Annotated in this window: 30 protein-coding genes; 8 read left to right on the top strand and 22 right to left on the bottom strand. The window is 62.8% G+C overall.

Going from position 1 to position 26,184, the window contains the following annotated elements; all coding sequences use genetic code 11:
• Nucleotides 1-138: 138 nt before the first annotated feature.
• Nucleotides 139-438, top strand: coding sequence for a hypothetical protein (locus ACINK1_RS13430; RefSeq protein ID WP_376802039.1), 300 nt, complete (start codon nt 139-141; stop codon nt 436-438).
• 133 nt (nt 439-571) lie between these two features.
• On the opposite strand, the gene ACINK1_RS13425 is transcribed toward ACINK1_RS13430, so the two are convergent.
• From ACINK1_RS13425 to ACINK1_RS13390, 8 genes are all read right to left on the bottom strand, one after another.
• Nucleotides 572-1,081: a DUF934 domain-containing protein gene (locus tag ACINK1_RS13425; RefSeq protein WP_376802038.1), complete on the bottom strand. Its 510-nt coding sequence runs from the start codon at nt 1,079-1,081 to the stop codon at nt 572-574.
• Nucleotides 1,082-1,101: 20 nt separating this feature from the next.
• Entirely contained in the window at nt 1,102-2,757 is a 1,656-nt protein-coding gene (locus tag ACINK1_RS13420; RefSeq protein ID WP_376802037.1) for a nitrite/sulfite reductase, read from the bottom strand.
• 33 nt (nt 2,758-2,790) lie between these two features.
• Entirely contained in the window at nt 2,791-3,120 is a 330-nt protein-coding gene (locus ACINK1_RS13415; protein ID WP_376803248.1) for a DUF2849 domain-containing protein, read from the bottom strand.
• A gap of 7 nt (nt 3,121-3,127) precedes the next feature.
• Nucleotides 3,128-4,543: a siroheme synthase CysG gene (gene cysG / locus ACINK1_RS13410; RefSeq protein WP_376803593.1), complete on the bottom strand. Its 1,416-nt coding sequence runs from the start codon at nt 4,541-4,543 to the stop codon at nt 3,128-3,130.
• A 177-nt stretch (nt 4,544-4,720) separates the two neighbouring features.
• Entirely contained in the window at nt 4,721-5,479 is a 759-nt protein-coding gene (locus ACINK1_RS13405; protein ID WP_376802074.1) for a LamB/YcsF family protein, read from the bottom strand.
• A gap of 10 nt (nt 5,480-5,489) precedes the next feature.
• Nucleotides 5,490-6,509, bottom strand: a complete 1,020-nt coding sequence (locus tag ACINK1_RS13400) for a biotin-dependent carboxyltransferase family protein (protein WP_376802034.1) — start codon at nt 6,507-6,509, stop codon at nt 5,490-5,492.
• Nucleotides 6,506-7,228: a 5-oxoprolinase subunit PxpB gene (gene pxpB / locus ACINK1_RS13395; RefSeq protein ID WP_376802033.1), complete on the bottom strand. Its 723-nt coding sequence runs from the start codon at nt 7,226-7,228 to the stop codon at nt 6,506-6,508. Before pxpB ends, ACINK1_RS13400 begins: the two co-directional genes overlap by 4 nt.
• Nucleotides 7,229-7,261: 33 nt before the next feature.
• Entirely contained in the window at nt 7,262-7,906 is a 645-nt protein-coding gene (locus ACINK1_RS13390; protein WP_376802032.1) for a VOC family protein, read from the bottom strand.
• Nucleotides 7,907-8,008: 102 nt separating this feature from the next.
• On the opposite strand from ACINK1_RS13390, the gene otnK reads away from it, so the two are divergent.
• Entirely contained in the window at nt 8,009-9,256 is a 1,248-nt protein-coding gene (otnK, locus tag ACINK1_RS13385; protein ID WP_376802031.1) for a 3-oxo-tetronate kinase, read from the top strand.
• Here the strand turns inward: otnK and ACINK1_RS13380 are convergent.
• The 4 genes from ACINK1_RS13380 to ACINK1_RS13365 all read right to left on the bottom strand — a co-directional run bounded on the left by ACINK1_RS13380 (nt 9,253) and on the right by ACINK1_RS13365 (nt 13,059).
• Nucleotides 9,253-10,704 carry an NAD-dependent succinate-semialdehyde dehydrogenase gene (locus ACINK1_RS13380; protein WP_376802030.1) on the bottom strand — a complete coding sequence of 484 codons (1,452 nt, stop codon included), beginning with the start codon at nt 10,702-10,704 and terminating at the stop codon, nt 9,253-9,255. The two genes, otnK and ACINK1_RS13380, sit on opposite strands and share 4 nt — an antisense overlap.
• Before the next feature lie 18 nt (nt 10,705-10,722).
• Nucleotides 10,723-11,712 carry an Ldh family oxidoreductase gene (locus tag ACINK1_RS13375; protein WP_376802029.1) on the bottom strand — a complete coding sequence of 330 codons (990 nt, stop codon included), beginning with the start codon at nt 11,710-11,712 and terminating at the stop codon, nt 10,723-10,725.
• A 1-nt stretch (nt 11,713) separates the two neighbouring features.
• Entirely contained in the window at nt 11,714-12,772 is a 1,059-nt protein-coding gene (locus ACINK1_RS13370; protein WP_376802028.1) for a YeiH family protein, read from the bottom strand.
• Between the two features lie 68 nt (nt 12,773-12,840).
• The gene (locus ACINK1_RS13365; RefSeq protein WP_376802027.1) at nt 12,841-13,059 is read right to left on the bottom strand and encodes a hypothetical protein; all 219 of its coding nucleotides are present in this window, start codon (nt 13,057-13,059) and stop codon (nt 12,841-12,843) included.
• A 219-nt stretch (nt 13,060-13,278) separates the two neighbouring features.
• Between ACINK1_RS13365 and ACINK1_RS13360 the strand changes: the two genes are divergently transcribed.
• Nucleotides 13,279-13,413 carry a hypothetical protein gene (locus tag ACINK1_RS13360; RefSeq protein ID WP_376802026.1) on the top strand — a complete coding sequence of 45 codons (135 nt, stop codon included), beginning with the start codon at nt 13,279-13,281 and terminating at the stop codon, nt 13,411-13,413.
• A gap of 100 nt (nt 13,414-13,513) precedes the next feature.
• Here the strand turns inward: ACINK1_RS13360 and ACINK1_RS13355 are convergent, their stop codons facing one another.
• Both ACINK1_RS13355 and ACINK1_RS13350 read right to left on the bottom strand, forming a co-directional pair.
• On the bottom strand, nt 13,514-13,699 hold the full coding sequence (locus tag ACINK1_RS13355; protein WP_376802025.1) for a hypothetical protein: 186 nt from the start codon (nt 13,697-13,699) through the stop codon (nt 13,514-13,516).
• 80 nt (nt 13,700-13,779) lie between these two features.
• On the bottom strand, nt 13,780-14,418 hold the full coding sequence (locus tag ACINK1_RS13350; protein WP_376802024.1) for a trimeric intracellular cation channel family protein: 639 nt from the start codon (nt 14,416-14,418) through the stop codon (nt 13,780-13,782).
• Nucleotides 14,419-14,569: 151 nt separating this feature from the next.
• On the opposite strand from ACINK1_RS13350, the gene ACINK1_RS13345 reads away from it, so the two are divergent.
• Nucleotides 14,570-16,855, top strand: coding sequence for an NADP-dependent malic enzyme (locus ACINK1_RS13345; protein WP_376802023.1), 2,286 nt, complete (start codon nt 14,570-14,572; stop codon nt 16,853-16,855).
• 11 nt (nt 16,856-16,866) lie between these two features.
• On the opposite strand, the gene ACINK1_RS13340 is transcribed toward ACINK1_RS13345, so the two are convergent.
• Complete coding sequence (locus tag ACINK1_RS13340; protein WP_376802022.1) at nt 16,867-17,340, bottom strand: CAP domain-containing protein; 474 nt, start codon at nt 17,338-17,340, stop codon at nt 16,867-16,869.
• 108 nt (nt 17,341-17,448) lie between these two features.
• Between ACINK1_RS13340 and ACINK1_RS13335 the strand changes: the two genes are divergently transcribed.
• Nucleotides 17,449-18,135 carry a glutathione S-transferase family protein gene (locus ACINK1_RS13335; RefSeq protein WP_376802021.1) on the top strand — a complete coding sequence of 229 codons (687 nt, stop codon included), beginning with the start codon at nt 17,449-17,451 and terminating at the stop codon, nt 18,133-18,135.
• 84 nt (nt 18,136-18,219) lie between these two features.
• Here ACINK1_RS13335 and ACINK1_RS13330 read toward each other — a convergent pair whose 3' ends face one another.
• Both ACINK1_RS13330 and infC read right to left on the bottom strand, forming a co-directional pair.
• Nucleotides 18,220-18,939, bottom strand: coding sequence for an aldolase (locus tag ACINK1_RS13330; protein WP_376802020.1), 720 nt, complete (start codon nt 18,937-18,939; stop codon nt 18,220-18,222).
• Between the two features lie 26 nt (nt 18,940-18,965).
• Nucleotides 18,966-19,508 (bottom strand): translation initiation factor IF-3, encoded by a 543-nt coding sequence (gene infC / locus ACINK1_RS13325; RefSeq protein ID WP_376802073.1) that lies wholly within the window; start codon nt 19,506-19,508, stop codon nt 18,966-18,968.
• Here infC and ACINK1_RS13320 point away from each other — a divergent pair.
• Nucleotides 19,417-19,800 carry a hypothetical protein gene (locus ACINK1_RS13320; protein ID WP_376802019.1) on the top strand — a complete coding sequence of 128 codons (384 nt, stop codon included), beginning with the start codon at nt 19,417-19,419 and terminating at the stop codon, nt 19,798-19,800. The two genes, infC and ACINK1_RS13320, sit on opposite strands and share 92 nt — an antisense overlap.
• A gap of 18 nt (nt 19,801-19,818) precedes the next feature.
• Here ACINK1_RS13320 and ACINK1_RS13315 read toward each other — a convergent pair whose 3' ends face one another.
• The 3 genes from ACINK1_RS13315 to rfaE1 all read right to left on the bottom strand — a co-directional run bounded on the left by ACINK1_RS13315 (nt 19,819) and on the right by rfaE1 (nt 22,136).
• On the bottom strand, nt 19,819-20,124 hold the full coding sequence (locus tag ACINK1_RS13315) for a HigA family addiction module antitoxin (RefSeq protein WP_376802018.1): 306 nt from the start codon (nt 20,122-20,124) through the stop codon (nt 19,819-19,821).
• Nucleotides 20,125-20,137: 13 nt separating this feature from the next.
• Complete coding sequence (locus ACINK1_RS13310; protein ID WP_376802017.1) at nt 20,138-20,422, bottom strand: type II toxin-antitoxin system RelE/ParE family toxin; 285 nt, start codon at nt 20,420-20,422, stop codon at nt 20,138-20,140.
• Nucleotides 20,423-20,570: 148 nt separating this feature from the next.
• Nucleotides 20,571-22,136 (bottom strand): D-glycero-beta-D-manno-heptose-7-phosphate kinase, encoded by a 1,566-nt coding sequence (gene rfaE1, locus ACINK1_RS13305; protein ID WP_376802016.1) that lies wholly within the window; start codon nt 22,134-22,136, stop codon nt 20,571-20,573.
• 114 nt (nt 22,137-22,250) lie between these two features.
• On the opposite strand from rfaE1, the gene rfaD reads away from it, so the two are divergent.
• Together rfaD and waaF are read left to right on the top strand one after the other, a co-directional pair.
• Nucleotides 22,251-23,198 carry an ADP-glyceromanno-heptose 6-epimerase gene (gene rfaD, locus ACINK1_RS13300; RefSeq protein WP_376802015.1) on the top strand — a complete coding sequence of 316 codons (948 nt, stop codon included), beginning with the start codon at nt 22,251-22,253 and terminating at the stop codon, nt 23,196-23,198.
• A gap of 7 nt (nt 23,199-23,205) precedes the next feature.
• Complete coding sequence (gene waaF, locus ACINK1_RS13295; protein WP_376802014.1) at nt 23,206-24,201, top strand: lipopolysaccharide heptosyltransferase II; 996 nt, start codon at nt 23,206-23,208, stop codon at nt 24,199-24,201.
• Here the strand turns inward: waaF and ACINK1_RS13290 are convergent.
• Both ACINK1_RS13290 and ACINK1_RS13285 read right to left on the bottom strand, forming a co-directional pair.
• Nucleotides 24,198-25,280, bottom strand: a complete 1,083-nt coding sequence (locus ACINK1_RS13290) for a glycosyltransferase family 9 protein (protein ID WP_376802013.1) — start codon at nt 25,278-25,280, stop codon at nt 24,198-24,200. The two genes, waaF and ACINK1_RS13290, sit on opposite strands and share 4 nt — an antisense overlap.
• Entirely contained in the window at nt 25,277-26,119 is an 843-nt protein-coding gene (locus ACINK1_RS13285) for a glycosyltransferase family 2 protein (protein WP_376802012.1), read from the bottom strand. The genes ACINK1_RS13290 and ACINK1_RS13285 overlap by 4 nt, the downstream gene beginning before the upstream one ends.
• Nucleotides 26,120-26,184: the final 65 nt, after the last annotated feature.

Here is a 26,184-nt window from a genome sequence, read left to right as displayed (position 1 = left end):
TCTCCATAATTTGCTGAATATAAGATATATTTCTCTCTTACGCATAAAAAAGAAAAACCCAAACCAGTTACGTCCGGCTGATTTCGAGCTATCTTTCGAGCTGCGGTATGGTCCGCTTCGTCGACAGGTTTTGTTGCCATGACACTGATTGCTGCCAGCTTTGAAGCCAATTTCCGCACCACCGTCTCGGCACTTCTGCGATCAGTCATGCGCAGCGCTGACATCGAAGCTGAAGTTGCGGCTGACCTGGTGTTGCTCGACGGGGTATCGCAAGGTGCCTTGTGGAGGCGCAACCGCAGTTATGAGTTCGTTGCCGCCGCGCCGGTGCGCGATGATGTGGCGGTGCTGGAAGGCGCGTCCTATCCGGATCGTGCCGCCTTCGTCGACATCGCCAAGGCTTCAGGCATCAATCTGCAATTGACGCCCATTCGCTTCTGACAGCGGCGCCTAACGCCACCGCACTGCAACTAACCGTTGCCGCGCGCCGACGACGACCCGTTTTGTTTGGCCGTGCGCGCCATGCTCGTTCGTCCCGGGGTGGGGGCGGAACGCCGCCCACTCTCACCCGATTTCAGCGCGCAAGCCGCAGCCATGGCCGGGCGCCCTCAGGCGATGTGTCGCCTGTGTCATCGGCGGCCGGCTGATAGCGTACCGAGACCCCTTTCACGTCGCCTGCGGCGAGCGCCCTGATGGTTGGCTCATTGCTGACCTCAAGGCTATCGAAACCGGCGCGCAGCAAAAAGCTCACCTGATCGCGCAGCACGTCGCCACGTGCCCTGATCTCGCCGCTGAAATCGTAACGATCCCGCAACAGATAGGCGAGCGAATAGGCCCGCCCATCGGTGAATTTGGGCAGCGTCAGGACAATCATCGCAAAATGCAGCAGATCCTCCTCGATATCGGTGAAATTCTCACCGGCCTGCAAGACAAGGCCGAGCGGGGCGTTGCGGGCCAGCAAGCCGTCGCGATCTTGCAGAAAACGGGCTTTGGAAACGACGCTCGGGCCAGCGCCCAATATCTCGTTGTCGTCAGCAAAACTCCAGTCATCGCTGACAAACTGGCCGTTGCGGTAAAGAGGCATGCGATGATCCTTGAGCGGGGTCAGGCGACGTAGAGCGCTTCCTGGAAGGGGGCGGAACCGAGGCGGCGGTAGGCGGCGAGGAAATCTTCCTGCGGCGTCTGGCGCAGCTTCAGATAGGTATCAACGACCGTTTCAACCGCACCGACAATCTCGTCGCTGGAAAAACCGCGCCCGGCGATCTCGCCGATGGCGCAGGTTTCATCGCCCGAGCCGCCAAGGGTGATCTGATAAAATTCTTCACCCTTGCGATCAACGCCGAGAATGCCGATATGGCCGACATGGTGATGACCGCAGGCATTGATGCAGCCGGAGATCTTTAACTTCAGATCACCAATATCGCGCTGGCGCGCGATGTCGGCGAAGCGTTCGGAAATGCGCTGGGCGACCGGGATCGAGCGGGCATTGGCGAGGGTGCAGTAATCAAGCCCTGGACAGGCGATGATATCGGTGATGAGGCCGGCATTGGCGGTGGCAAGTCCGCCCTCGATGAGGCTTGCGTGGATGGCCGGAAGATCGTCCAGACGGACATGCGGCAGCACCAGGTTCTGCTCGTGGCTGACGCGGATTTCGTCATGACCGTAGCGCTCAGCCAGATCAGCGATGCGGTCCATCTGTGATGAGGTGGCATCGCCGGGCGGTCCGCCGACTGGTTTCAGCGAAATCGTCAGCACACCGTAGCCCGGCTGCTTGTGGGGCGTGACGTTGCGCTCGGCAAACATGCGGAACTGGCTGTCGGCTGCTTGTGCGGCAACAAATACCGGCGTTGCCGGATCGCACAGCTGATAGGCGGGCGGCGCAAAATAAGCATTGATGCGGGCGATTTCCGGCGCCGGGACAGTGAGCGTCTTGCCCCTGATCGCGGCGAATTCCTTCTCGACCGCAGCCCGCATCTCCTCCTCACCCATTTCATGGACCAGGATCTTGATGCGGGCCTTGTATTTGTTGTCGCGGCGGCCTTCGAGGTTATAGACCCGCAGAATCGCGTCGCAATACGCCAGAATATCGCTTTCGGGGAGGAAATCGGTGAGCTTCTTGGCGATCATCGGCGTGCGGCCCTGGCCACCGCCGACCCACACGGCAAAGCCGTTTTCGCCCTTGTCGTTGCGCTTCAGTTCAAGACCGATATCGTGCACCTGAATGGCGGCGCGGTCCTTGGCAGCACCCGTCACCGCCACCTTGAATTTGCGAGGCAGGAAGGAAAATTCCGGATGGAGCGATGACCATTGGCGGATGATTTCCGCCCATGGCCGCGGATCGGCGATTTCATCGGCCGCAGCACCGGCAAAATGATCTGCAGTCACGTTGCGGATACAATTGCCCGAGGTCTGGATGGCGTGCATTTCGACCTCGGCGAGTTCAGCAAGGATGGCTGGCATGTCGGCAAGCTTGATCCAGTTGAACTGCAGGTTCTGACGGGTGGTGAAATGCCCATAATCGCGGTCGTAGCGCCGGGCAATATCGGCAAGCTTGCGCAGCTGGCGCGATGACAGCGTGCCATAGGGAATGGCGATGCGCAGCATATAGGCATGGAGCTGGAGGTAGACGCCGTTCATCAGGCGTAGCGGGCGGAACTGCTCTTCACTGAGCTCACCCGACAGGCGACGGGTGACCTGGCCGGCGAATTCCTTTGTCCGTTCCATGACAAAGCGGTGGTCGAATTCATCATAGCGATACATGGTCTGTCCTTGATGTGCGATCCGGCCGGCGTTTCAGGTGCGGATAACAGGCTGCGGGTCCTGCGGGATGGGAACGGTGGGTCCTTCGGCGCGGATACGCTCGCGCAAGGAGCGCGGGCGCGGGGCAACCCCTTCTTCAAGGGCCACCTCGATCAGCGCCAATTCGACGATGAGCGTTGCCTTGACATCGCCATCGGCGGCAGCCAGCAAGGCCTCCGCCTCGCTTTTCGAGCGGGCGATCAGCGCATCCTTAAAGTGCGGGCTCCAGCTGCCCTCGGCAGTCCGATACACAACGGCGCCGGACGCCAGCGCGTTAGCGCTCGCGACGACGGCTTCGAAATTGCGGGCGGGTTTGGCCATCATTTATCCTTCAGGCAGCGGCTGACAGGGCAGCAGCAAGATTTTCGGCAAGCGCGTCGCTGGCATGGGCAATCGCCGGCCCGATCAGAATGAGCACAGGTCCGGTAACGTCCTCACGCTTCACCAGCAGGGGCAGATCGCCAAGGGTGCCACGCAGGATGCGTCGACCAGCGCGCCCCGCATTCTCGACCGCTACCGCCGGCATCGTGGCGGCAAGACCACCGGCGACCAGCCTGGCGACGGCTTTATCGGCGACGCTTTTGCCCATGTAAAGCGCAATGGTGGCGCCCGACGCGGCCAGCGCCTCATAGCCCGCCGGTTCCTCACCCTCGGCACCGTGCGCGGTGGCAAAGACGATGTGGGAGGCAACCCCGCGCAGGGTCAGCGGAATATGGCTGTCAGCGGCGGCGGCGAGCGCTGCCGTGATGCCTGGCACGATTTCGAAGCGAATGGCCGCTTCACGCAGCGCCGCGATCTCTTCGCCGACGCGCCCGAACACCAGCGGATCGCCCGCCTTGAGGCGCACCACCCTATGGCCTTCGCCCGCAAGGCGCACGAGGAGCGCATTGATCTCGTCCTGCGGCATTGAATGGCGGCCCTTGCGCTTGCCAACCGACAGCCGCTCGGCATCGCGCCGGCCCATCGCCAGCACCGCTTCAGGCACCAGCGCGTCATAGACAATCACATCGGCCGATTGCAGCAGACGATGGGCGCGCAGCGTCAGCAGGTCTTCCGCGCCCGGACCGGCTCCGACCAGATAGACGATGCCGCGTGCGGGCGCGAGGCTTGCCTCCCTGAGGCCCTGCAAGGCAAGAATGCGCGCCTGCTCGTCATGGCCATCGAGCGCCAGGCGGCCGGCCTCACCGTCAAATATCCAGGCCCAGAATTTGCGACGCGATGCGCTGTCGTGAAGCGTCGTCATCACGGCTGTACGGATGGCTTGCGCGAGGGCGCCGAGGCGTCCGAATTGCGGCGGCAGGGCTGCCTCGATGAGCGCCCGCACGCGCTGCGCTAGAACGGGCGCGAAGCCATCGCTTGAAATAGCTACCGCAATCGGTGCGCGATCAACAATCGCCGGAACAGCAAAATCAGACAGGTGCGGGCGATCAACGACGTTAACCGGCACGCCACAGGCGCGCGTCATGGCGGACAGCGCAGCGTCCTGCTGTTCATCACCGCTGGCGATGAAAACAAGTGCTGCACCCTTGATCAGGCACGGACAAAGACCGAGAGCCACCTGCTCGACCTCGTGCTCGGCAATGAAGGCTGCAAGGTCAGCCGCAGGACAGGCCGAGATCAGCCGCAGCCGCGCCCTCGAGCGCACCAGGAGACGCAGTTTCTGCAACGCCTGGGCGCCATCGCCGACGACAAGCACGATGCGCCCGTCGACGTCATAGGAGACCGGAAAAAATCGCAGCTTCGCCACCCGTCCTCCCACGTCCTCGCGATTGATCAAGCTGTCCACGCCGCTGGTTATGTTCCGCAACGAGCGCCGGCTCAAGGGCTTTCGCTGACAAAAGAATGAGCATCGTCGGAACGGGCTGGTTATAGAACAAAATTTCGATCTGTGTTGGAACGGAGAATAAACTTATCTCTTGCTGCGTCAGGCAAAGCGTTTAAGGGAAACTCCTTCCGTTACCAGGCGCGCCCGCACGGCTTGGGCCATGGCGATGGCGCCGGGGCTGTCGCTGTGAATACAGATGGTATCAACACCTGCCTTCAATATTTTTCCCGAGGCGGCGATGATCGCCTTGTCAGCCACCATCCGCCACGCCCGCTCAGCGACGACAGCGGGATCATGCAGGACCGAGCCCGGCTTTTGGCGCGACATCAGCGTGCCGTCATCTTCATAGGCGCGATCGGCAAATACCTCGCGCGCCAGCATGAGGCCTGAGGCTTCGCCGGCTCTTTCAATCTGCGACAGCGGCAGGACCACCAGCTTGAGCGAGGGATCGACCGCCTTGACCGCGTTCGCAACGGCGCGCGCCACCGGCGCTTCGACATAGGACATGTTGCCGAGCGCCCCATGCGCCTTCACATGCGTCACCTTCGCGCCCGCCATGGTGGCGATCGCCTGCAGGGCGCCGATCTGGTAGGCGACCATGGTTTCGATCTCGCTTTCGCTGAGGCCGATCATCGCGCGCCGCCCGAACCCCTGGAGGTCACGCAGGCCAGGATGGGCGCCAATGCCCACACCACGCGCTTTGGCAAGCCTCACCGTTTTCAGCATCACCTGATCATCGCCGCCGTGAAAGCCACAGGCGATATTGGCGCTGGTGACGATATCGAGCATGGCGGCATCATCCGCCATGGTCCACGGGCCGAAGCTTTCGCCCATATCGCTATTGAGATCGACCTGCATGGCGTTGTCCTCACGGGTTGTCGGTTTGCGCATCAACCGCCTGGCCGGCAAGATTGGCGGCAAGCAGCGCCTCGGCGGAGATCGTCCAGTCATGGGCATCGCCGACGTGCGCTGGCAAGTCGCCGAGCGCTGCGGCAAAGGCTCGGCTGGCCGTCTGCGCTTCGGCAACGCTCACCGCCTTGAAGCGCACCGCGCCGCCTGCCGGTATCTGGGCAAAGCGGTGAAGATCGCAAGAAAGGATAACAGCGATTTTAGGATAGCCGCCGGTGGTGCCACGGTCCGCCAGCAACACCAGCGGCTGGCCATTGCCCGGCACCTGGATGGCGCCATTGGTGATGCCGTCGGATACGATGTTGTGACCTTTGGCGTGGGCAAGCGGCGGACCTTCGAGGCGATAGCCCATGCGGTCAGAGGTGGCGGATATCCTCCACACCGTTTCCTGGAGTGCCGCAATGGCGGCAGGGGTGAAATAATCATCCTGGGGGCCCAGAACAATGCGGATCGGCCCATTATCGGCAGCGGGCAGCGCCAACCGGCGTTCGCCGGCTGATTGATCGGCATTACCAACCGTCAGAACATCGCCCGAGGCAAGCGCCCGGGGAAAAGGAGCGCCAAGACCAAGCCGCGCATGGACCGAGAAGCTGCCGAAGATCGGCTCGCCGGCGATCCCGCCCTCCATCGCCAGATAGGAGAAGACCGCGCCCTGCGCCGCCCTGATATCAAGCGTTTCCCCATCAGCGATGAGTGCCGTGGAATTAAACGCCAGTGTCCGCCCGTTAATCGACGCCGGGCGGGAGGCGCCACACAGGGCGATCCGCACCGCGCCGCCCTCTACTTTGAAGCGGCAGGCAAAGGGGCCGATTTCAATTGCCGGCGCCGTTTGTCTGGAACCGACGAGCGCGTTGGCGGCTGCAAGCGACCAGCGGTCAAGCGCGCCCGCAGTCCCAAGCCCATAACGCTGACCACCGAAGCGTCCGAAATCCTGTACGGATGTCACCGGGCCGACCTGAAGCACGCGCAGCTGGCTCAAGGCTGCACCTTTTCAGCAATCATCTCGCCTGCAGAAGCGCGCGCCTCAAGGCCAGCAAAGAGATCAGCCGCTATAGGCGCGAACGTCACCTCATCGCCCGGCTCGACCAGAAACATCGGCTCACGCCCCGGCTGATAGGTGCGCACCGGCGTGCGCCCGAGGAGATGCCAGCCACTGGGGGCGGCCAGACACTGGACACCTGCCTGCACACCGCCAATCGAAATGGTGCCGGCGGGTGTCTCAAGGCGCGGATCGTCGCGGCGCGGGGTGGCGAGTGCCGGATCAAGTCCGCCCAGATAGGCAAAGCCCGGCATGAAGCCCAGCATATAGACCCGGTAGATGCCGGCGCTGTGGCGGCGGATGACCTCCTCCTCGCGCATATGGTGGCGGGCGGCAATTTCGGCCAGATCGACGCCATACTCGCCGCCATAGACGACCGGAATGCGCCAGCGCGTGCCGGTTGCGCTATCTGAACCGCTCACGGCGGCAGCCTCCAGAAGGGCTGCCGACAGGTCGGCGTAGTCGAGGCGGAGCGGGTCATAATGAACGAGAAGCGAGCGATAGGTCGGCACCGTCTCGCTGATGCCCCCCACGGGGTGCCTGGCCAGATAGGCGTCCAGCGCCAGCACGCGACGATTGAGGGCGGCATCGACCGTATCACCATACTCGATGACCAGCGCCGCATCGCCGCACGGCTTGATGTGAGGTGGGTTGCTCATGTCCATGACAGCAGCGACTCTATGCATCGTGCTTCAGCAGAGCAACCGTGGACCCGCAGGCGTGTCAATGACGGCAAGGAGACGGATGACCTGACCTGACCGCAGCGTCGGCCTGGCGCACATGTCGAGCCGATCAATCAAGGCTGAAGCGACGGCGATGGCGGGCGTTTCAACGATGAGCTGGTTCAGCTTCAGCCCAGCCTCCGCCATGCGAGCCGCTTGCGGCCCAATCAACCCCCAGTCCATCAGATAAGGCGCTGCCCCGTCGAGGGGCAATGCCCCGTCGGCGGTCACACCGAAATGCCAGACGAGATCACCGCGGCTCGCACGGGTCACCGCACCCAGTACCGGAGCCTCGCGGGCCAGATGCTCGCTGAGGCGCGGTGTGCGTGCAACATAGGCACGCAAGCGCCGCCCCTCGTCCCAGTCCCGCCTGAGGCGCTGCTGATCGTCAAGGCCAAACCAGCGCGCATGAGAAGGCGTTGGTGCGGCGGGGTTGATGGCAAGCACTTCGAGAAAGACGTCGTTGCCGAGCTGGATCAGGCGATTATGGGTCCCCATCAGCGGATGCTCGCCGCCAGCGCCTGGTGTGACGCCCAGCATGTCCTCGACATGGGCGACGCCCGCCGCGAGCGAGGGGGCGATAATGACAAGATGGTCAAGGGTTGTCTGCGACATGCCTCATCATTCACGGATTGCCGGCAATGATCAATCGGCGCCCTTTGCTTGAGCGTGCATGGCGGCTATCACTTGGCGCCTGGACGGGCACGGGAGACGCGCATGCTGATCGGGGTGGTGGCCGATGATATGACAGGGGCGAGCGACGTCGCGCTGATGCTGGCGCGCGGCGGGCTCACCACGGTGCAGACGATCGGCGTGCCGCAAGGTGACCTGCCATCGGCGGAGGCGGTGGTGGTCGCCCTCAAATCGCGCACCGCGCCAGTCGAGGACGCGGTTGCGCAGTCGGTTGCAGCAGCCCGGGCGCTGCGGGCGGCGGGAGCGCAGCGCCTTCTCTTCAAATATTGCTCGACCTTCGATTCGACACCACAGGGCAATATCGGCCCGGTGGCGGATGCGCTGATGGATGAGGTCGGCGCGGATATCGCCCTCGTCTGCCCTGCCTTTCCGGCGGCGGGGCGCACCATCTATCAGGGCTATCTGTTCGTGAACGGGGAGCCGCTCAACGAAAGCGCCATGAGGGATCACCCGCTGACCCCCATGCGGGACGCCAGTCTCAGGCGCCTCATGGCCGCCCAAAGCGCCCATCGCGTCGGCCTGCTCGCTCTCGCAACCATCCGCAAGGGGGCGCAGGCGGCGCGCACGGCGATCGCGGCGCTGAAGCAGGAGGGCTTTCGCTACGCGGTTGCCGATGCCATCGATGATGAGGATTTGCGCATTCTGGCCGCCGCCATTTACGATCAGCCGCTCATCACCGGCGGCTCGGGCATCGCCCTTGGGCTGCCGGCGCTGCTGCGGAAGGGGGCGATGCACACCGCCTCGCCGTTTGACCTGCCCCCCGGCAAGGCAGCAATCCTCGCCGGCAGCTGCTCAGCGATGACGCGGCGCCAGATCGCCGCCGCACAAGCAGCCGGCGTGCCGGCGTTTGCAATCGACCCGCTTGCGCTTCCAGGAGGGGAGATCACCGCAGGCACGCTTGCTGAGTTTGCGCTGGCTGCGCCAAGCCCGGCGCTCATTTACTCCGGGTCCGAACCGGAACGGGTAGCCAAGGTGCAAAGCGTGCTCGGGCGCGAGGCGGCGGGCGCCATGATCGAGCATCTGCTGGCCGACACCGCCAGACTTCTGGTCGAGCGAGGTGTGACCCGTCTTGTGGTTGCCGGCGGGGAGACGTCAGGCGCGGTGGTGCAGGGGCTTGGCATCCGGGCGCTCTCCATCGGACCGGAAATCGATCCCGGCGTGCCGTGGATGCGTGTCATCGACGGGCCGGAAGCTGTTCGCGGGCTGACGATCACGCTCAAATCGGGCAATTTCGGCGCCGAGGATTTCTTCGTGAAGGCGCTGGCGGATTAAGCCAGCCCGCCGAGGCAGAGATATTTCATGTCGAGATATTCCTCGACGCCGAACTTCGAGCCCTCGCGGCCAAGGCCTGATTCCTTGACGCCGCCGAAGGGCGCCACCTCGGTGGTGATCATCCCCTCATTGACGCCGACCATCCCGTATTTCAACCCGTCCGACACGCGGAAGGCGCGAGCAAGATCGCTGGTGTAGAAATAGGCGGCCAGGCCGTATTCAGTGTCGTTGGCCATGGCAATGGCCTCCTCTTCGCGCTCAAAGCGAAAGAGGGGCGCGACGGGACCAAAAATTTCCTCGCGCGCCAGTTTCATCTGGGTGGTGACGCCGGTCAGCACGGTCGGCTCATAGAAGGTGCCGCCCAGGGCATGGGGTTTGCCGCCGGTGGCAATCCGCGCGCCCTTCTCGAGCGCGTCGGCGATCAGCCGCTCCACTTTCGCCAAGGCCCGCCCGTCGATGAGCGGCCCCTGCTGCGTGCCGGGCTCAAGACCGTTGCCGATCTTCATGCGGGAGGCGGCGGCGGCAAATTTTTCGGCAAAGGCATCATAAATGCCCGCCTGCACGAGAAAGCGGTTGGTGCACACGCAGGTCTGGCCAGAATTGCGGTATTTGGCGATCATCGCCCCTTCAACCGCGCGCGCTATGTCGGCATCATCAAAAACGATGAAGGGGGCGTTGCCGCCCAGCTCCATGGAGACGCGCTTCACCGTCGCCGCCGATTGTGCCAGCAGCAGCTTGCCAACCGCCGTCGAGCCGGTAAACGAGATTTTGCGCACCTGCGGGTTTGACGTCATTTCAGCGCCGATATCGGCCGGCGTTCCGGTGACGATGTTGACGACACCAGGCGGGATACCGGCCTTCTCCGCCAGGGCGCCCCAGGCAAGGCCTGAATAGGGCGTCAGTTCAGCAGGCTTCACCACCACCGTGCACCCGACCGCCAGCGCCGGGCCGATTTTGCGCGAGATCATGGAGGATGGAAAATTCCACGGCGTAATCGCCGCCACGACGCCGACTGGCTCGCGCGTGACGAGAATTTTGCGCCCGGGCCAGGGCGACGGGATGACATCGCCATAGACGCGCTGCGCTTCCTCGGCAAACCAGCGCACATAGGCGGCCGAAAACATCACCTCGCCGCGCGCTTCCGCCAGCGGTTTTCCCTGCTCGACGGTGAGCAGGGTGCCGAGCCCCTCCACTTCCTGCTCGATCAGATCAGCCAGGCGATGAAGAAGTTTTGCACGCTCTTTTGCCGTCGTTGCTTTCCACGCGGGCAGGGCCTTGGCTGCAGCCGCGATGGCACGCTTCGTTTCGGTGCGCCCCATATTCGGTACCGTGCCGATGACCTCGCCGGTGGCGGGGTCGGTGACATTGATCGTTGCGCCGCTGTCGGCGCTCACCCAGTGGCCATCGATCAGGTTGGCTTCGCGCTTGTAATCGAGCTTGTGCGACATGAAAGGCTCCCTGCGAGGTTAGATGGCGCGGATGGCGGATATCAGCTGATCATCAATAATCAGGCCTTCGCTCGCGGCGCGCTTGCGCTGCGCCATCCGCCGTTCGCCGGGCAGGCGAGCGCCTGGTTCATTATGGATCAAATCCGCCAATTCAGCGACTCGCATCGGCCCGCGCGGCGAGAGGGCCGCCATGTCAATGGCGATGATCAGCTGGCCGGTGCCGGGCGGTGAGCCCTGATCGTCAAGAAAGGACGTTGCTTCCGAGGCGAAGCGGGCACCGGTGAGAGCTGCGGCGAGCAGTTCGACCATCAGCGCCAACACGGCCCCCTTGCCCTCTCCCATCGGCTCCATGGTACCGGCAAGCGCCTCGTCGGGGTCGGTGGTTGGACGCCCGTCGCGGTCGCGAGCCCAGCCTTCGGGCAAGGTGTCACCGCGCTGCTTGGCCGCCATGATGTTACCGCGCGCCACTTTCGACAACGCAAGATCGATGACGAGGGGCGCACCGCTATGATCGATGCAGGCAAAGGCGATGGGGTTGGTGCCCAGCAGCGCGCGGCGCCCACCGGCTGGCGCCATGGCGCCAGGCGTATTGGCAAAAAGAAGGGCGGCCAGCCGATGTTCGGCAAGAGCCTCGACGACAAGGCCTGCCGCGCCAGCATGATGGGAACGGGTGATGGCAGCCGCCGCAATGCCCTGCTGGCGGGCGATGGCCGGCAATTCGGCAACCGCGACGTCAAGCGCCGGATAGGCAAAGCCATGAGCGGCATCAACGCGCAACACGCCAGGCGCCGGGCGGGTGGCGCGTGGCGTTGCCGCCCCGTCGATCTTGCCTACCCTGACCTGGGCTGCATAACTCGGCAGCCGCGACATGCCGTGACCCTTGAGGCCGTCCGCCTCGGCAGCGACGAGGGCGCGGGCGACGGTCGCTGCAATCGCCTCGCGACAACCGGCGCGCACGAGCGCCTCGGCAGCAAGCGCACGGGCGCCGGCAATCGTCAAACGAGCCATATCAGGCCAGCACCATCAGCCCACCGGCAACCAGGATCAGCAGCACCAAAGTGGTGCCGCAGAATACGGCGATATGACGCCAGCCAATGGCCAGGATTGCTCGCGCCGAGGTACCAAGGCCGAGAGCGGCAATCGCCAGCAGCAGGCCCCAGCCGGAGAGCTGGACAACAAGGGATTTGAGCGGAGCGAAGACCTGTTCCAGTGCCGGTTGTGTCACCAGCAAGCTGTTGATGACAGCCAGCACGAGGAAAACAAGCGCAAACAGCGGCACGGGCACCCGCGCTTCGCCCGTCCGCTCGCCCGAGCGCATAAACCACCAGCCGACCGCCAGCACCACCGGCAGCAGCAAAAACACGCGGAAGAGCTTGACGATCACCGCCGTCGTTCCAACATGCTCGGATACAGCATAGCCAGCGCCCGCCACCTGAGCGACATCATGGATGGTAGCGCCAAGGAGAATACCGGTCGCCTGCGGCGACAAGCCCATCGCAACGCACAGCGCCGGATAGGCAATCATGACGAGCGTCGACAGGCCATTGGCAGCAACGACCGTAAAGGCCACGTCAGCTGCTTTCGAGCGGTAATCAGGAACGACCGTGGCCGTTGCCAGCGCCGCCGATGCGCCGCAGACGGCGGTGGCAGCCCCTGCCAGCGCCCCATACCCGCTCTGGCACCTCAGCAAGCGGGCAAACGCCAGGCCCGAGGCGAGCGTGACGGCCATGCTGACGACGACCAGCAGGGCGATGCCAAAACCAAGGGCAGCGATATCGCCCAGCGCGACTTTGAGGCCAAGCAGCGCAATGGCGATGCGCAGCAGCTTCTTGACACACCAGGTCAACCCGCCATCGAAGACAGGCTGGCTCGCCAGACGATTGAGCGCGATGCCGATGAGGAGGGCAATCACCATCGGGGGAACAATCACCGCGCCCCCACTCAATCGCTTGATGAATGGTTCAAGGAAGAGAGCAGCGACCGAGACCAAAGCCGCGAGGGCTATTCCCGGCGCAACACGCGACAATACGCCAGAAGAAGTCCGCACCTTGTCGCCCGTCACAGCCATGCTGTCTGGTCCTTTTCCTTTCCGGGCGCTAGTGCCCAAGCCGTGTCCGGCTGGCAGACCTCATGCCATCACATGGTGCCAACAGGCCCGCGCGACAGCCTAACGCGCGCCTTGCGGCGGGTCATGTCGCAGCGCAGCACATTCCAGAGGTCGGATCCAACTTGCGGATTGTTGCTAGACAGATACCGGGCTGGCATCGTTGAACTCCCTGCGGCGACCGCAAAACCGGTCGTTCTGGCGCAACGGGCAGAAGACATCAGCGTGCTGCCTTCGTCAATCAGCACCATCAGGATGCCGGACGAGAAGGCGGGGCTTACGCTGCCGTTGTCGCAAAAGTTTCATTGTGGAGCCTGATTGCTGCCTTGAATTGCTGAAATAACACGGTGTCGGCTGAATATTTGAAAAAATTAACGATTTATCAAAGGTCGACGGCCTTTTCTCATTTTTAACGAGCCGGACCGCCGGCACAGAGGCATTGGATACCGCACATGCAAGATTTGTTTCCCATGATCGTCACCGCCAGCACGGCAGCACTGACCGCCGCTGCCGCCCTGTCGCTGGGTCGTCTGCCGCTTGACCGCGTCGAGCGCGACAAGCGCGAGCTAACCGCCGCGGACGAGACAAAAAAAGAAATTGAATAATTATTCACACATCATGATCGCGCTGCGTCCCTGATGGCGCACGAAAAAGCGGCGGACCTTTTCGGTCGCGCCGCTTTTTTCACGCCTTCTGGCGTCGATTTCAATTCAAAACGAGCGATTTTTCCTTTTCATCGCGCAGCGATCTGGTTGTCAGCGGTGACAACCACGGTAAAGAACCAGCTGCCCGGCGCGCGCCCAGGACGGCGTCGAGAAAAGCCAGCGCTTCGCGGTCGTCTTTCAGGGCCTGGGGATCAAGGACGGGCATGTCATCACCTTTGTCGATCATTGAGGCGAATGCGTGTCGTGTCACGTAATGTTACGAAATATTTCATGAGCAGAGTGTTAACGCTCACAGTCAAAACGCACTCACAGGCCAAGTTGTTCCGGCGTGCGTCCCGCCCGCCGCTTGTAGACCGGCAATGACCAGTTGAAGCGCAAGGCAAGGGCGCGCAGTCCAAATCCCGACAGAAACGCCAGTGACGTCGCAAAAGCCGCCGGCAAACCGGCATGGATCATCAAGACATCAAGGAGGGCGGCGAGGAAGGCGGCAGAGATATATATTTCCCGGCGCAGGATGAGCGGACTTTCTCCGCCCAGGACATCCCGGATCATACCGCCGAAACTGGCCGTCACGACGCCCATGACAATGGCGGTGATGCTATGACTGCCCGCCGCCAGCGCCTTCTCGCACCCCTTGAGGGCGACGGCCGTCAGCCCGACGGCATCGAACCACAGCAGCAGGCGATAGCGGCTTTCGGGAATATGGGCAGTGAAGAAGACGATGGCTGCAACCACGGAGCAGATGACGACGCTGGTTGGATCGGCAACCCAGAACACCGGCACGCCCAGCAGCAGATCGCGGACCGTGCCGCCGCCTACCCCGGTGACGGTGGCAAGCAGCGCAAAACCGACGATGTCCATTTCCTTGCGCGAGGCAACAAGGGCGCCGGAAGCGGAAAACACAATAATGCCGGCATAGTCAAACAGCATGTGCATGTCAGGCATTGGCGAAACTCCGGGCAGGAAAGCGGGATGCGCGCAGATTAGGCAGGTTGAGGCGGCAACACCATCACGCGCGCGCGCTGCAAAAGCTCTTTGACTTGAGCGCTGCTGCCTGCGTTTATGGTCGCAAAACATCAGGGAGATATGTCCGCTCATGAATGATCAGCCCCGTTCCTCGCGCCCGACGTTCACCGATCAGGAAGCGCTCGATTTCCATTCGCAGGGAAAGCCCGGCAAACTTGAAATCCGCGCCACAAAACCAATGGCGACACAGCGCGATCTGTCATTGGCCTATTCGCCGGGTGTCGCCATTCCGGTTCTGGCGATTGCTGCGGACCCGGCAAAGGCGTTCGATTACACCAACAAGGCCAATATGGTGGCGGTGATATCGAACGGGACCGCCATTCTGGGGCTTGGCGATCTGGGCGCGCTGGCCTCAAAGCCGGTGATGGAAGGCAAATCCGTTCTCTTCAAGCGCTTTGCCGACGTCAACGCCATCGACCTTGAGGTCGACACCAAGGATGCGGACACCTTCATCAATTGCGTGCGCCATCTCGGCCCGGCCTTTGGCGGTATCAATCTGGAGGACATCAAGGCGCCGGAATGTTTCATCATCGAAAGCCGCCTGCGCGAGCTGATGGACATCCCTGTCTTTCATGATGACCAGCACGGCACGGCCATCATCACGGCTGCCGGCCTCATCAACGCCTTCGATCTGACGGGGCGCGACATCAGCAAGGTGAAAATGGTGTGCAACGGCGCCGGGTCTGCTGGCATCGCCTGCATTGAGCTGATGAAGGCGATGGGCATGTCGGCCGACAACATCATCCTGTGCGACACCAAGGGCGTCGTCTATGCCGGCCGTACCGAGGGCATGAACCAGTGGAAGGCCGCCCACGCAGCCTCCACCCCGGCGCGCACGCTGGCGGAGGCCATGAAGGGCGCTGACGTCGTTCTGGGCCTGTCAGCCAAGGGTGCGCTCACGGCACAGATGGTGGCAAGCATGGCCAAGAACCCGATCATCTTTGCGATGGCCAATCCCGATCCGGAAATCACGCCGGAGGAGGTCGCGGCAGTGCGCGGCGATGCTATCGTTGCCACCGGCCGTTCGGATTATCCGAACCAGGTCAATAATGTGCTGGGCTTTCCGTTCATTTTCCGGGGTGCGCTCGATGTCCGCGCCACCCAGATCAACGAAGAGATGAAGATTGCCGCCGCCAAGGCGCTCGCCATGCTGGCGCGCGAGGATGTGCCAGATGAGGTGGTGTCGGCCTATCGCGGCGCCCGCCCGCGCTATGGGCCCCAGTACATCATACCCGTCCCCTTCGATCCCCGGCTTATCTCGTCCATTCCTCCGGCCGTGGCGCAGGCGGCGATGGCCTCAGGCGTCGCCCGCAAGCCGATTGCCGATATGGACGCCTACCGCATGGAGCTGGCGTCGCGGCGCGATCCGGTGATTGCGACCTTGCAACGGGTGCATACGGAAGTGCGCCGCCATCCCAAGCGCATCGTCTTTGCCGAAGGCGAGGAAGAACAGGTCATGCGCGCCGCGCAAGCCTTCGTTGCCGCCGGGCTTGGCAGCGCCGTCCTCGTCGGGCGTGAGGACCGGGTCAGGGAGATCGCGCGCCAGGCCGGTATCGATCTGCACGATGGCATTTCGGTCATCAATGCCCGGCTCAGCGAGCGCAGCCGGATCTATGCCCAGTTTCTCTATGAACGCCTGCAGCGTCAGGGATTTCTGCAACGAGACTGTCAGCGCATGGTCAATCAGGACCGCAACATCTTCGCTGCCTGCATGGTGGCGCGCGGCGATGCCGATGGCATGGTCTCGGGCGTCACCCGCAACTCGTCGGTCGTCATGGACGAGGTGCGCCGCGTCATCGATGTGAAGCCGGGGCACCGGGTGATCGGCGTGTCGATTGTCATTTCGCGCCAGCAGATGGTGCTGGTGGCCGACACGGCGGTCACCGAAATGCCGAGCGCACGCGAACTCGTCGAGATCGCCATCGAGGCGGCCGGCGCGGCGCGGCGTCTGGGTCTCGAGCCGCGCGTGGCGTTCCTTGCCTTCTCGAATTTCGGCCATCCCGCCGGCGAGCGTTCGCAGAAGGTCATCGAGGCGGTCAAACTTCTGGGCGAGCGCAAGGTCGACTTTGAATACGATGGCGAGATGGGCGCCGATGTGGCGCTCAACGGCGATATCATGCGCACCAGCTATCCCTTCTGCCGCCTGTCGGGGCCGGCGAATGTGCTGGTCATGCCAGCCTTTCACTCAGCCGCCATCTCCACCAAGATGCTGCAGGAGCTGGGAGGGGCAACGGTTATCGGCCCGCTCATGGTTGGTCTTGATAAATCGGTGCAGGTGGCCCCGCTCGGCGCCCGCGACAGCGACATCGTCAATGCCGCGGCCCTTGCTGCCTTCGATATCGGCGGGTCGGTGTAGCGAGCGGACAATCACAGCGACCAGCGCGCGCCCTCGCGCTGGTCGCCGGCAAGCACCAGCGCCCACCAAGGCCCGCCTGCACCATCGGCGCGGGCAAGGCCGATGCGGGTGGCATCCGCCAGTCGAAGGTTGCGGTCATGGGGGGGTGAGCCACGCCATGACAGGATGGCGCGCGTGACATCGGGAGTGCCGCGGCTGATATTTTCAGCGGCAATCACATCCCGCACGCCGACTGCGTCCAGACGCTGGCGCAGCGCGCCGGCAATCTCATGGGAGAGGAGGCCTGCCTCACCCATCGCCACCGCCTGGCGCAGGGCTGCGGCGCGCAACGCCGGATCAAGGCGCACCGGCTGCAGGCCCGCCTGCGCCCGGTAGGCATTGATAGCGGCAAGCGCCTGCGGCTCATCGCTCGTCGTTGCGGTTATATCGCGGCGCGGCGGACCAGCGCAGGCGGACAGCACCGCCAGTCCACTTATGCAAAGCATGCATTGGAGAAAGGCGCGGCGGGTGTCTTCCAGCCGACAAGAGAGTGTGATTTGCATTGGCTGGCGTTTGAGGTTTCCTGACCGCTGATACCCTCCTGGAGACAGAGCATGATCAAATTCTACTTTCATCCCTCGCCAAACCCTCTCAAAATTGCCCTTTTCCTGGAAGAAGCGGGCCTGGCTTACGACACGGTCTCGATCGATACCCGCAAAGGCGAGCAATTTTCACCTGAATTTCTGAAAATCAATCCCAATGCCAAGACGCCCGCCCTCACCGATGATGATGTCGCGATCTTCGACAGTAACGCCATCCTGCTTTATCTGGCTGAAAAAACCGGCAAGTTCCTGCCGGAAAATTCACTCGCAGCGCGCGGCCCGATGCTGTCATGGCTGATGTTCGTGGCAACCGGCATCGGCCCCTATTCCGGCCAGTGCGTGCATTTCCGCCATTTCGCGCCGGAGCCCAAGGACTACGCGGTGCAGCGCTACGCCTATGAGGCGAACCGCCATTACGGCATCCTCAACGATCAGCTTGGCAAGAACCGCTACATGCTGGGCGACACCTACACCATCGTCGACATGGCGGTGTGGGGGTGGGCGCGTGTCGTTCCGTTCGTGATCGGTGATGATGCGTGGACGAAATTCCCGCATGTGAAACGCCATCTCGATGAAATCAACGCCCGGCCGGCAGCCCAGCGTGCCGAATCACTGAAAGCGAAATTCGCCTTCAAGACCGATTTCGACGAGGAGGCCCGCAAGAACCTCTTCCCGCAGATCGGTGCCAAGATCGCCTGACGCAAGATCGCCTGAACGACGGCAAGCCATAACCGACCAGCCCCGCGTGACCCTCGGTTCACGCGGGGTTGTCATTCTGTTTGTCTAGACGCCGTGGACGCGCTTCAGCGCCGCGAAATGGAGGATCGCCTGATGCTCCAGCACCTGCATGTACTGGCGCGCGGTTTCCGACAGCAAGGGTTCGGGAATGAGGTTCAGCTGCAGGCCGGTTGACATGGCCAGCACCTGCTGGTGGCAGGCACGATCAAGATAATAGAGATCATCGAACGCGACCGCCACTGACGGGCCACCGATGGTGATGCCGTGATTGGCCAGGAACACCACGTCGGCACTGGCGTCATCCTTGTTGATGGCGGTGATCGCCTCGCCTTCTGCGGCATCGAGCGCCAGCCCGCCGAAATGATCCTGATAGGCGATGCGCTGGTGGAAGCGTGTGGCCGTCTGGTGAGCCATCGCCAGGCGTCCGCCCTTCACCATGGTGAGGCAGGTGGCAGACGGCATATGGACATGCAGCACGCAGGCGTGCCGGGGATTGGCGCGATGGGCGGCGATATGGATGTTGCGCGCCGTTGCCTCCACCTCGCCTTCGCCCTCGATCACCCGCCCCTCGCCGTCAATGAGCAAGAGCATCTCGCCGGTCATTTCCGACCAGTGGACGCCATAGGGATTGATGAGGAAACGCTCCTCGTGGCCTGGTACCTGCAGGGAGAAATGGTTGCAGATGCCCTCGCTGTAGCCAAAGCTTTCGGCAAGGCGGAAGGCGGCGGCAAGATCGCGGCGCAGTTCACCGGCAGTGACAGCCATCATCGCCTCCCTTCATCTGCTCCCCTTCAGCGCGGGGCCAGCACCATCACCATCTGGCGGCCTTCAAGGCGCGGTTCAAGCTCGACCTTGGCGACCTTGGCAAGTTCTTCCTTCACGCGGTCCAGCACCTTGAAGCCGAGATCGGGGTGCGCCATTTCGCGGCCACGGAAGCGCATGGTGATCTTCACCTTGTCGCCCTCCTCGAAGAACGAGTGCATGGCGCGCATCTTGACGTCGTAATCATGATCATCAATCGCCGGGCGCAACTTGATTTCCTTGATTTCGACGATCTTCTGGTTGCGGCGGGCCTCGGCGGCCTTCTTCTGCGCCTGATATTTATATTTGCCGTAATCGAGGATTTTGCACACCGGCGGCGCGGTATTGGGGGAAATCTCGACGAGATCAAGCCCGGCGGCTTCCGCCATGCTCATGGCGGTCTCGGTCAGGACGATGCCATGATTCTGGCCTTCCTGATCGATGAGCTGGATTTCACGAATGCGGATGTCGCGGTTGATACGGGGGCCGTCTTTGGCGGCAGGGGCGGCGGGGCGCTGGAATGGGCGACGAATGGTGGTGGTCTCCTTGAGGAAGCGGCAAGTGCAGGGTCAATCCATCTTCTTTATCATCTTTGCCCCACGACGGGGAGAGAAAATTGTCGTTTATGGCGATGAAGTCAAGAATGGGCGTCAAAATATTCAATTACAGAAGCGGCGCCTGCTCGCTTCCCGCCTGCGCAAGCTGCACCAATTGCGTATTCACGCCCTCTCCGTCAGTCGGGACGCGGGCATAGTCGCAGATCGTGACACTCGCGAGGCGTTTTGCAAAAGCTGGCCTGAGCTCGCGAAGCTGAAAACAGGCTAACTGTCAGAACAGATGCCGCTACGCCTCAACGCGTGCCGATTGATCGGCGCGACGCGGAAGCCTGGCGATCTTCTCGCCGACTTCACCCGCGACGAGCCGAAGCTCGTAGAGCTGTTGAAGGTTCATCCAGAATTGTGGGCTGGTGCCGAACCAGTGACCAAGGCGCAGGGCTGTATCTGCCGTGATGCCGCGCTGACCGTTGATGATGGCGGTGATCCGGTTGACCGGCACTTCGATCTGCCGTGACAACCCGGCGGCGGACATGCCCAGTTCGCGCAACTCCTCGGCAAGATGCTCACCAGGATGGATAGGTGTACGGGCCATGAGGTGTGCTCCTTCAGTGATCGTCGACGATTTCTATATCTGCGGGACCGGGCGATCCCCCCGGCCACGAAAAGCAGATCAGCCACTGGTCGTTGATGCGGATCGAGAATTGTCCGGCACGATCGCCTTTCAATCGTTCCAGCCGGTTGCCAGGCAAAGCGCCAAGATCGGCAAGGCACGTTGCCGCGTCCATCCGGTCAAGCCGGATTTCGGCTTGCCGCGCGAAACCGGAAAACTCTTTGACGTGTTCTCCGGCAGCGAAACGCTCGGTTCGCTTATCGCGATAGCTGACGATCATAGATGATAGCAATAGCAAGAATTACGCGTTCCGTAAAGCGTAATTCAAAGTCTTCCGGCAGCACACTTCTGGTACATTTCTGCGCCTCTTTATGCACGCAGAATGCTTTTGCGCATCAAGGGAGCGGTAAATTGTATGCACATCCCCCTCAATTCCCCTGAATGCGCTTCACCGTCGCGCTCGTGCTCACCCCCTCGACCAGCGGCAGCAACACGACCTTGCCGCCGTTCGCCGTCACCACATCGGCGCCCACCACGTGCCTGCCGGCATAATCAGCCCCCTTGAAGAGGCGGTCGGGGAGAAGGGCTTCGATGAGGCGGGCGGGCGTATCCTCGTCGAACACAATCGACAGATCGCAGAAATCGAGGCAGGCAATCAGCCTTGCTCGCGTCTGCTCATCTTGCACCGGGCGCGTCGGGCCCTTGAGGCGGCGCGTGGACGCGTCGGAATTGACGCCGACGATCAGCACATCGCATTGGGCGGCCGCCTGCTCGAGCGAGTTCAGATGGCCGCCATGCAGCAGATCGAACACGCCATTGGTGAAGCCGATGACCAGGCCCTGCGCCCGCCAGATGCGCACCCTGTCAAGCGCTGCGGTGAGCGCCTGCGGGCGGTGCGACTGGTCAAGATGCAAAGCGTGGCGCAATTCGCCGACGCTCAGCGTCGCGGTTCCCGGTTTGGCAACGACGATGCCGGCTGCCGCATTGCCAAGATGCACGGCAAGCTCCAGCGGCAGCCCGCTCGCCACACCGGCGGCGACGGTTGCAATCGCCGTATCACCGGCGCCCGAGACATCGAACACCTGACGGGCGAGGGCATGGACATGGAAGGCCTGCCCGCCGCGCTTCAGCAGCGTCATGCCCTGTTCGCTGCGGGTGAGCAGGATGGCGGCGATATCGAAGCGCTCGAGGGCCGCCCGGCAGGCGCGCTCGGCACTTGCATCATCATTGGCGGCGATCCCGGTGGCGGCCAGAATTTCCTTGCGATTGGGGCTGACGAGGCTGGCGCCGCGATAGCGGTTGAAATCATCGGTCTTGGGGTCGACGAACACCGGCTTGCCGGCGGCGATTGCGGCCGTAATCACAGCTTCCGCCACCTTGCCTTCGAGCACGCCCTTGCCATAGTCGGAAAGGATCACGACGTCGACAACAGCAAGGTGGCGAGCGGCAGCCTCGATCAGGCTCTGGGCGATGGCGGCTGTGGGCGCACCGGTTGTTTCTTCATCGATGCGGATCATCTGCTGGTGCTGCGACAGAATGCGGGTTTTCAACGTGGTGCGCCTTGCGGGGTCGGCAATCGCTTCCACCGCCAATCCTGCCTCCTGCGCGAGGCGGCGGAGCAGCGCGGCATTGGCGTCATCGCCGCACAGGCCAAGAAGCGTCGCGCTGCCGCCATAGGCCACGAAATGGAGGGCCACATTGGCCGCCCCGCCCAGCGCATGGCGCTCGCCGGTCGCCAGCACCACCGGCACCGGCGCTTCAGGCGAGATGCGCGCCACATGCCCGTCGACATAGCGATCAACGATCATGTCGCCGATGACGAGTGCGCGCACCGCGCCCAGCCGGTCAAGGCCGGTGGCAAGCAAGCGCAGGCTGTTGTCGTCGAGCATCGGATGTCCCTGGTCAAGGCGCTGTGCGTCTGGATTTTCAGTCTCTTCCTGCCAGAGCCCCAACGGCGCGTAAAGGCAGGTGACGGCGTGATGGCGAATTGCCACGATTGACGTCGCGGGTGCAAAAAGCCATGTCTTGCCAGGTTCGGCGATGGTTTCGTCAATTCATGACTGGCTACTGCCCGTCTGCTGTTGAAGCGTGCGCGATAGGCGAATGGAATGATTATTGTCACCGGCGGCGCCGGGTTTATCGGCTCTAATCTGGTTGCCGCACTCAATGCGCGCGGGCGGCGGGATATTCTTGTCGTTGATGATCTGAGCGACGGGCGCAAATGCCTCAATCTGGCGCGCCTGCAGGTGGCCGATGTCATGGACAAGGACACCTTCCGCCACATGCTCGTCAACGGCGCTTCCTTCGGCCCGGTTGACGCCGTGTTTCATCAAGGAGCCTGCGCTTCCACCACCTTGTGGGATGGCAAGGCGATGATGGCCGCCAATTACGATTATTCCAAAGATGTGATGGCGTGGTGTGCGGCGCGCAAGATACGATTTATCTACGCTTCGTCAGCGGCGGTTTACGGGCGGCGCACGGCCTTCACCGAGGATGAGGGAGCCGAAGGGCCGATCAACCCTTACGGCTATTCGAAATGGCAGTTCGACCAGTATGTGCGCGCCCACCCCGACCATCTGCCGCCGCAAACGGTAGGGTTGCGCTATTTCAACGTCTATGGCCCCGGTGAAACCCATAAGGACAATATGGCTAGCGTCGCCTTCCATCTCGACCGGCAATTGCGCGAAGGCGGCGAGGCACGTCTCTTCAAGGGCTCGCACGGTTACGGCGACGGCGAACAACTCCGCGATTTCATCTATGTCGGCGATGTCGCAGCGGTGAATTTATGGTTCCTCGATCATCCCGACGTGTCGGGCATTTTCAATGTCGGCACCGGCAAGGCTGAAAGCTTCAACCAGGTGGCGCGCGCGGTCCTTGCCTGGCATGGCGCAACCAAACTCAGCTATATTCCCTTTCCGCCTGCGCTCGAGGCTGCCTATCAGCCCTTCACGCAAGCCGATCTGACGCGTCTGCGGCAAGCGGGATGCGATATCGCTTTCAAGGATGTCGCATTAGGCGTGCGGATCTATCTTGATCGTATGGCCCAGGAGCACTAGGCGCGCCATGAAACGGCTTATCATCGGCCCCGCCTGGGTCGGCGACATGGTAATGGCGCAGGCGCTTGCCCGCCGCCTCCGACGGCTCGACCGTGCCGGCAGCGTTCACATGATGGCACCGGCCGCCACGTTTCCGCTGATTGCCCATATGCCCGAGATCGATCGCGGCTGGCTTCTCGATATCGCTCATGGACGGCTGCATCTGCACAAACGCTGGCAATTGGCAGGAAGCCTGCGCAGCGAGCGCTTCGACGAGGCGATCATCCTGCCGCGCAGCTTCAAATCAGCGCTAGTCCCTTTTCTTGCCGGTATTCCACGCCGTGTCGGCATGATCGGCGAGATGCGTTACGGCCTGATCAATGTCGCCCTGCCCGCAGCGTCTGCAAACCGGCGCACTGTCGATGAGTTCGTTCGTTTCGCCGGCGCGTCCGACCTTGCCGAGGACGAGCGTCCACGCCTCAGGGCCGGCCATGAAGCGACAGCATCGATTGCACGCCTTGATCTTCACAATGACCGGAAACTGGTTGTTCTCTGCCCCGGCGCCGAGTACGGGCCGGCAAAGCGCTGGCCGGCCTATCATTTCGCGGGACTTGCCGGGCTGCTGGCACAGCGAGGCATTGCCTCGATCATCGTCGGCGGCGCCAAGGAGCGCGCGCTTGGGCAGGAGATCACCGCCGGTCTTGAGCCGGGCCTTGTTCATGATCTGACCGGACAGACAACGCTTGCGGAAGTGATTGGCCTTCTCGCCCGCGCCGATGTGGTGGTGAGCAATGATTCCGGCCTCATGCATATTGCCGCAGCCCTCGACCGCCCGCTCATTGCGCTCTTCGGTTCATCAAGCCCTGAGCGTACCCCCCCACTCAGCCCGCATGCGCACATTCTCTCAACCGATATTTCCTGCCGGCCCTGCTTCAAGCGTGATTGTCCGCTTGGCCATACGGATTGTCTGGTGAAGCTCGATGTGGCGCGCGTCGCGGCGGCGGTATTGGACCGGCTCGCTTAACATCGCTCCGCCGTCATTACCCGATCGATGGCCGCAATCACCTGAGACAGCGGCAGTTCATCAAGGCAGCGCGAGCGCGACAGATAATGATTATCGCAACCGGTGCGCTGACAGGGCAGGCAATAAAGCGGCTTCTGGACAACGGCGACACGGCCATGGATCTGGATCGTCCCGGACGGCACCCACGGGGTGGCATCAGCCCCGTTCGGCCAGGGACCGATGTCATGTGGCGAGGCTGGACCATAAAGCGCCACCGTCGGACAGCCGGCGGCGGCTGCCAAGTGGCTCATCGATGTATCAGGGCCGACATAGATCGAAGCCTTCGCCAGCAACGCTGCATTGGCGATGAAATCCAGCCGACCATCAAGCCGCATGATCGGCACCCCCGCCTCGTTCCATACGCTGTCAAGATAGGCGCGCTCGTCAGCTCCCGGCCCGCCGGTTGCAACGATGGTTAGACCACGCGCCGACAAAATGCGCGCCAATCCCTGCCACCCCTGACGATGCCAGCGACGATAGGCATACATCGGATTGGCGTGGAGCACCGCATAGGGTTGGTCGGGAAAGAGGTGCGCTGGCGCCGCGCCTTGCGGGGCGGCCAATGTCAAGTGACGCGGCACGCCCAGCGCGTCCGACAGGCGGGCCAGATTGATGACGCGGTGCTCGCTCGCCAGTTCTTCGACGGATTGCGAAAGCAATCGCGATTTCCACCAGCGACCGGCTGCCTTCCGGCCCACCAGGCCGATGGAATGTCGCCCCATGGCGAGAGCAAGCCCGGTCGGGCGGTCACCTGATTGCGTCGAGATCGCCACATCGTAGCGCTGGCCTAGAGTTCGACCAGTCCTGAATAATTCGCGCAAGCCCGGCTTCAACGACAGCGTCAGCACATTGCTGACGTCGCAATTGCCCGCCAGCATGCCCTGCGTGCCGGCAAAAACCAGCACATCGATGCGGGCCTGCGGATAGGCGCGCCGCAGCGTCGCGACAAGCGCAGTCGTCAACAGCACATCGCCCAGGCGGCGCAGCGTGATGACCAGGATCGTTGACCTGTCACCATTAACGGGCACGGCGCCGTTCATGAGGTGGTGATGTCACAATGAACGCGGTCAAGGGTCGATATCCCCTGTTCGGCGATGATGCGGCGGGACGCGATCACGCCATCAAGCCGCTGGCGGTTGGCGGCGAAGGCGGAGCGGTCTTCAACACCGTGCCAGAGGTGGAAGACGCCGGTTGAAAAGCGCCCGTCCTTGCGCCTGACCCCGGCGTGGAGCAGGCGGATGGCAAGATCGCTATCTTCCAGCCCCCAGCCCTGAAAGGCACTGTCGAGCCCGTCAACGCGCAGGAGGTCCCTCCGCCACACCGCGAGATTGCAGGTGCGCACGCCTTCCCAGCGCTGGCCAGCGTGACGACGCCAGCCGCCATCGGGCAGGTTCAGCACCGGCAGCAGGCGATTGATCCGACCCGACAGGCGCGCGAGCGCAAGGCGCGATAGAGACCAGGCTTCAGGGGTCAGTCGGCCCGCCAACACATCGGCGGTGAACCGTTGCGACAGCAGCAGGCGATGGCCGGAGACGAAATATCCCGGTTCGGCAAGTGCGGTATGGCGCGCGATAAAATCGCGGCGCGGCAGACAGTCGCCGTCCAGGAAGATGACCACATCGCCGCTGGCCGCCGCCACTGCCCGGTTGCGCACCTCGGCAGCACGAAATCCGCGATCCTCCTGCCAGATATGGCGCAGCGGCACAGCCAGTCGCGATTGCCATGAGCCTATGACGTCGGCGGTGGTGGCGCCCGACCCATCATCAGCGATCAGCACCTCGACCGGCAGGCGAACCTGACGCGCCACCGCGCGCAACACCGCGTCCAGCGCGTCGGGACGGTTATAGGTCGTGATGATGAGGGATGGTGTTAAACTCATGGTCCCTTGCATCGCCCCGCAATTGCCCGGCGACTTTTCGCTGGCGTGACGTAGTGCGCCTCTAT

It is taken from the genome of Raskinella chloraquaticus (SeqCode) (genome assembly GCF_021731865.1).
In the GTDB taxonomy this organism is placed as follows: domain Bacteria; phylum Pseudomonadota; class Alphaproteobacteria; order Rhizobiales; family UBA4765; genus Raskinella; species Raskinella chloraquaticus.
The sequence above is the reverse complement of the archived record's forward strand: the minus strand, read 5'-3'. Positions and strand labels throughout refer to the sequence as shown.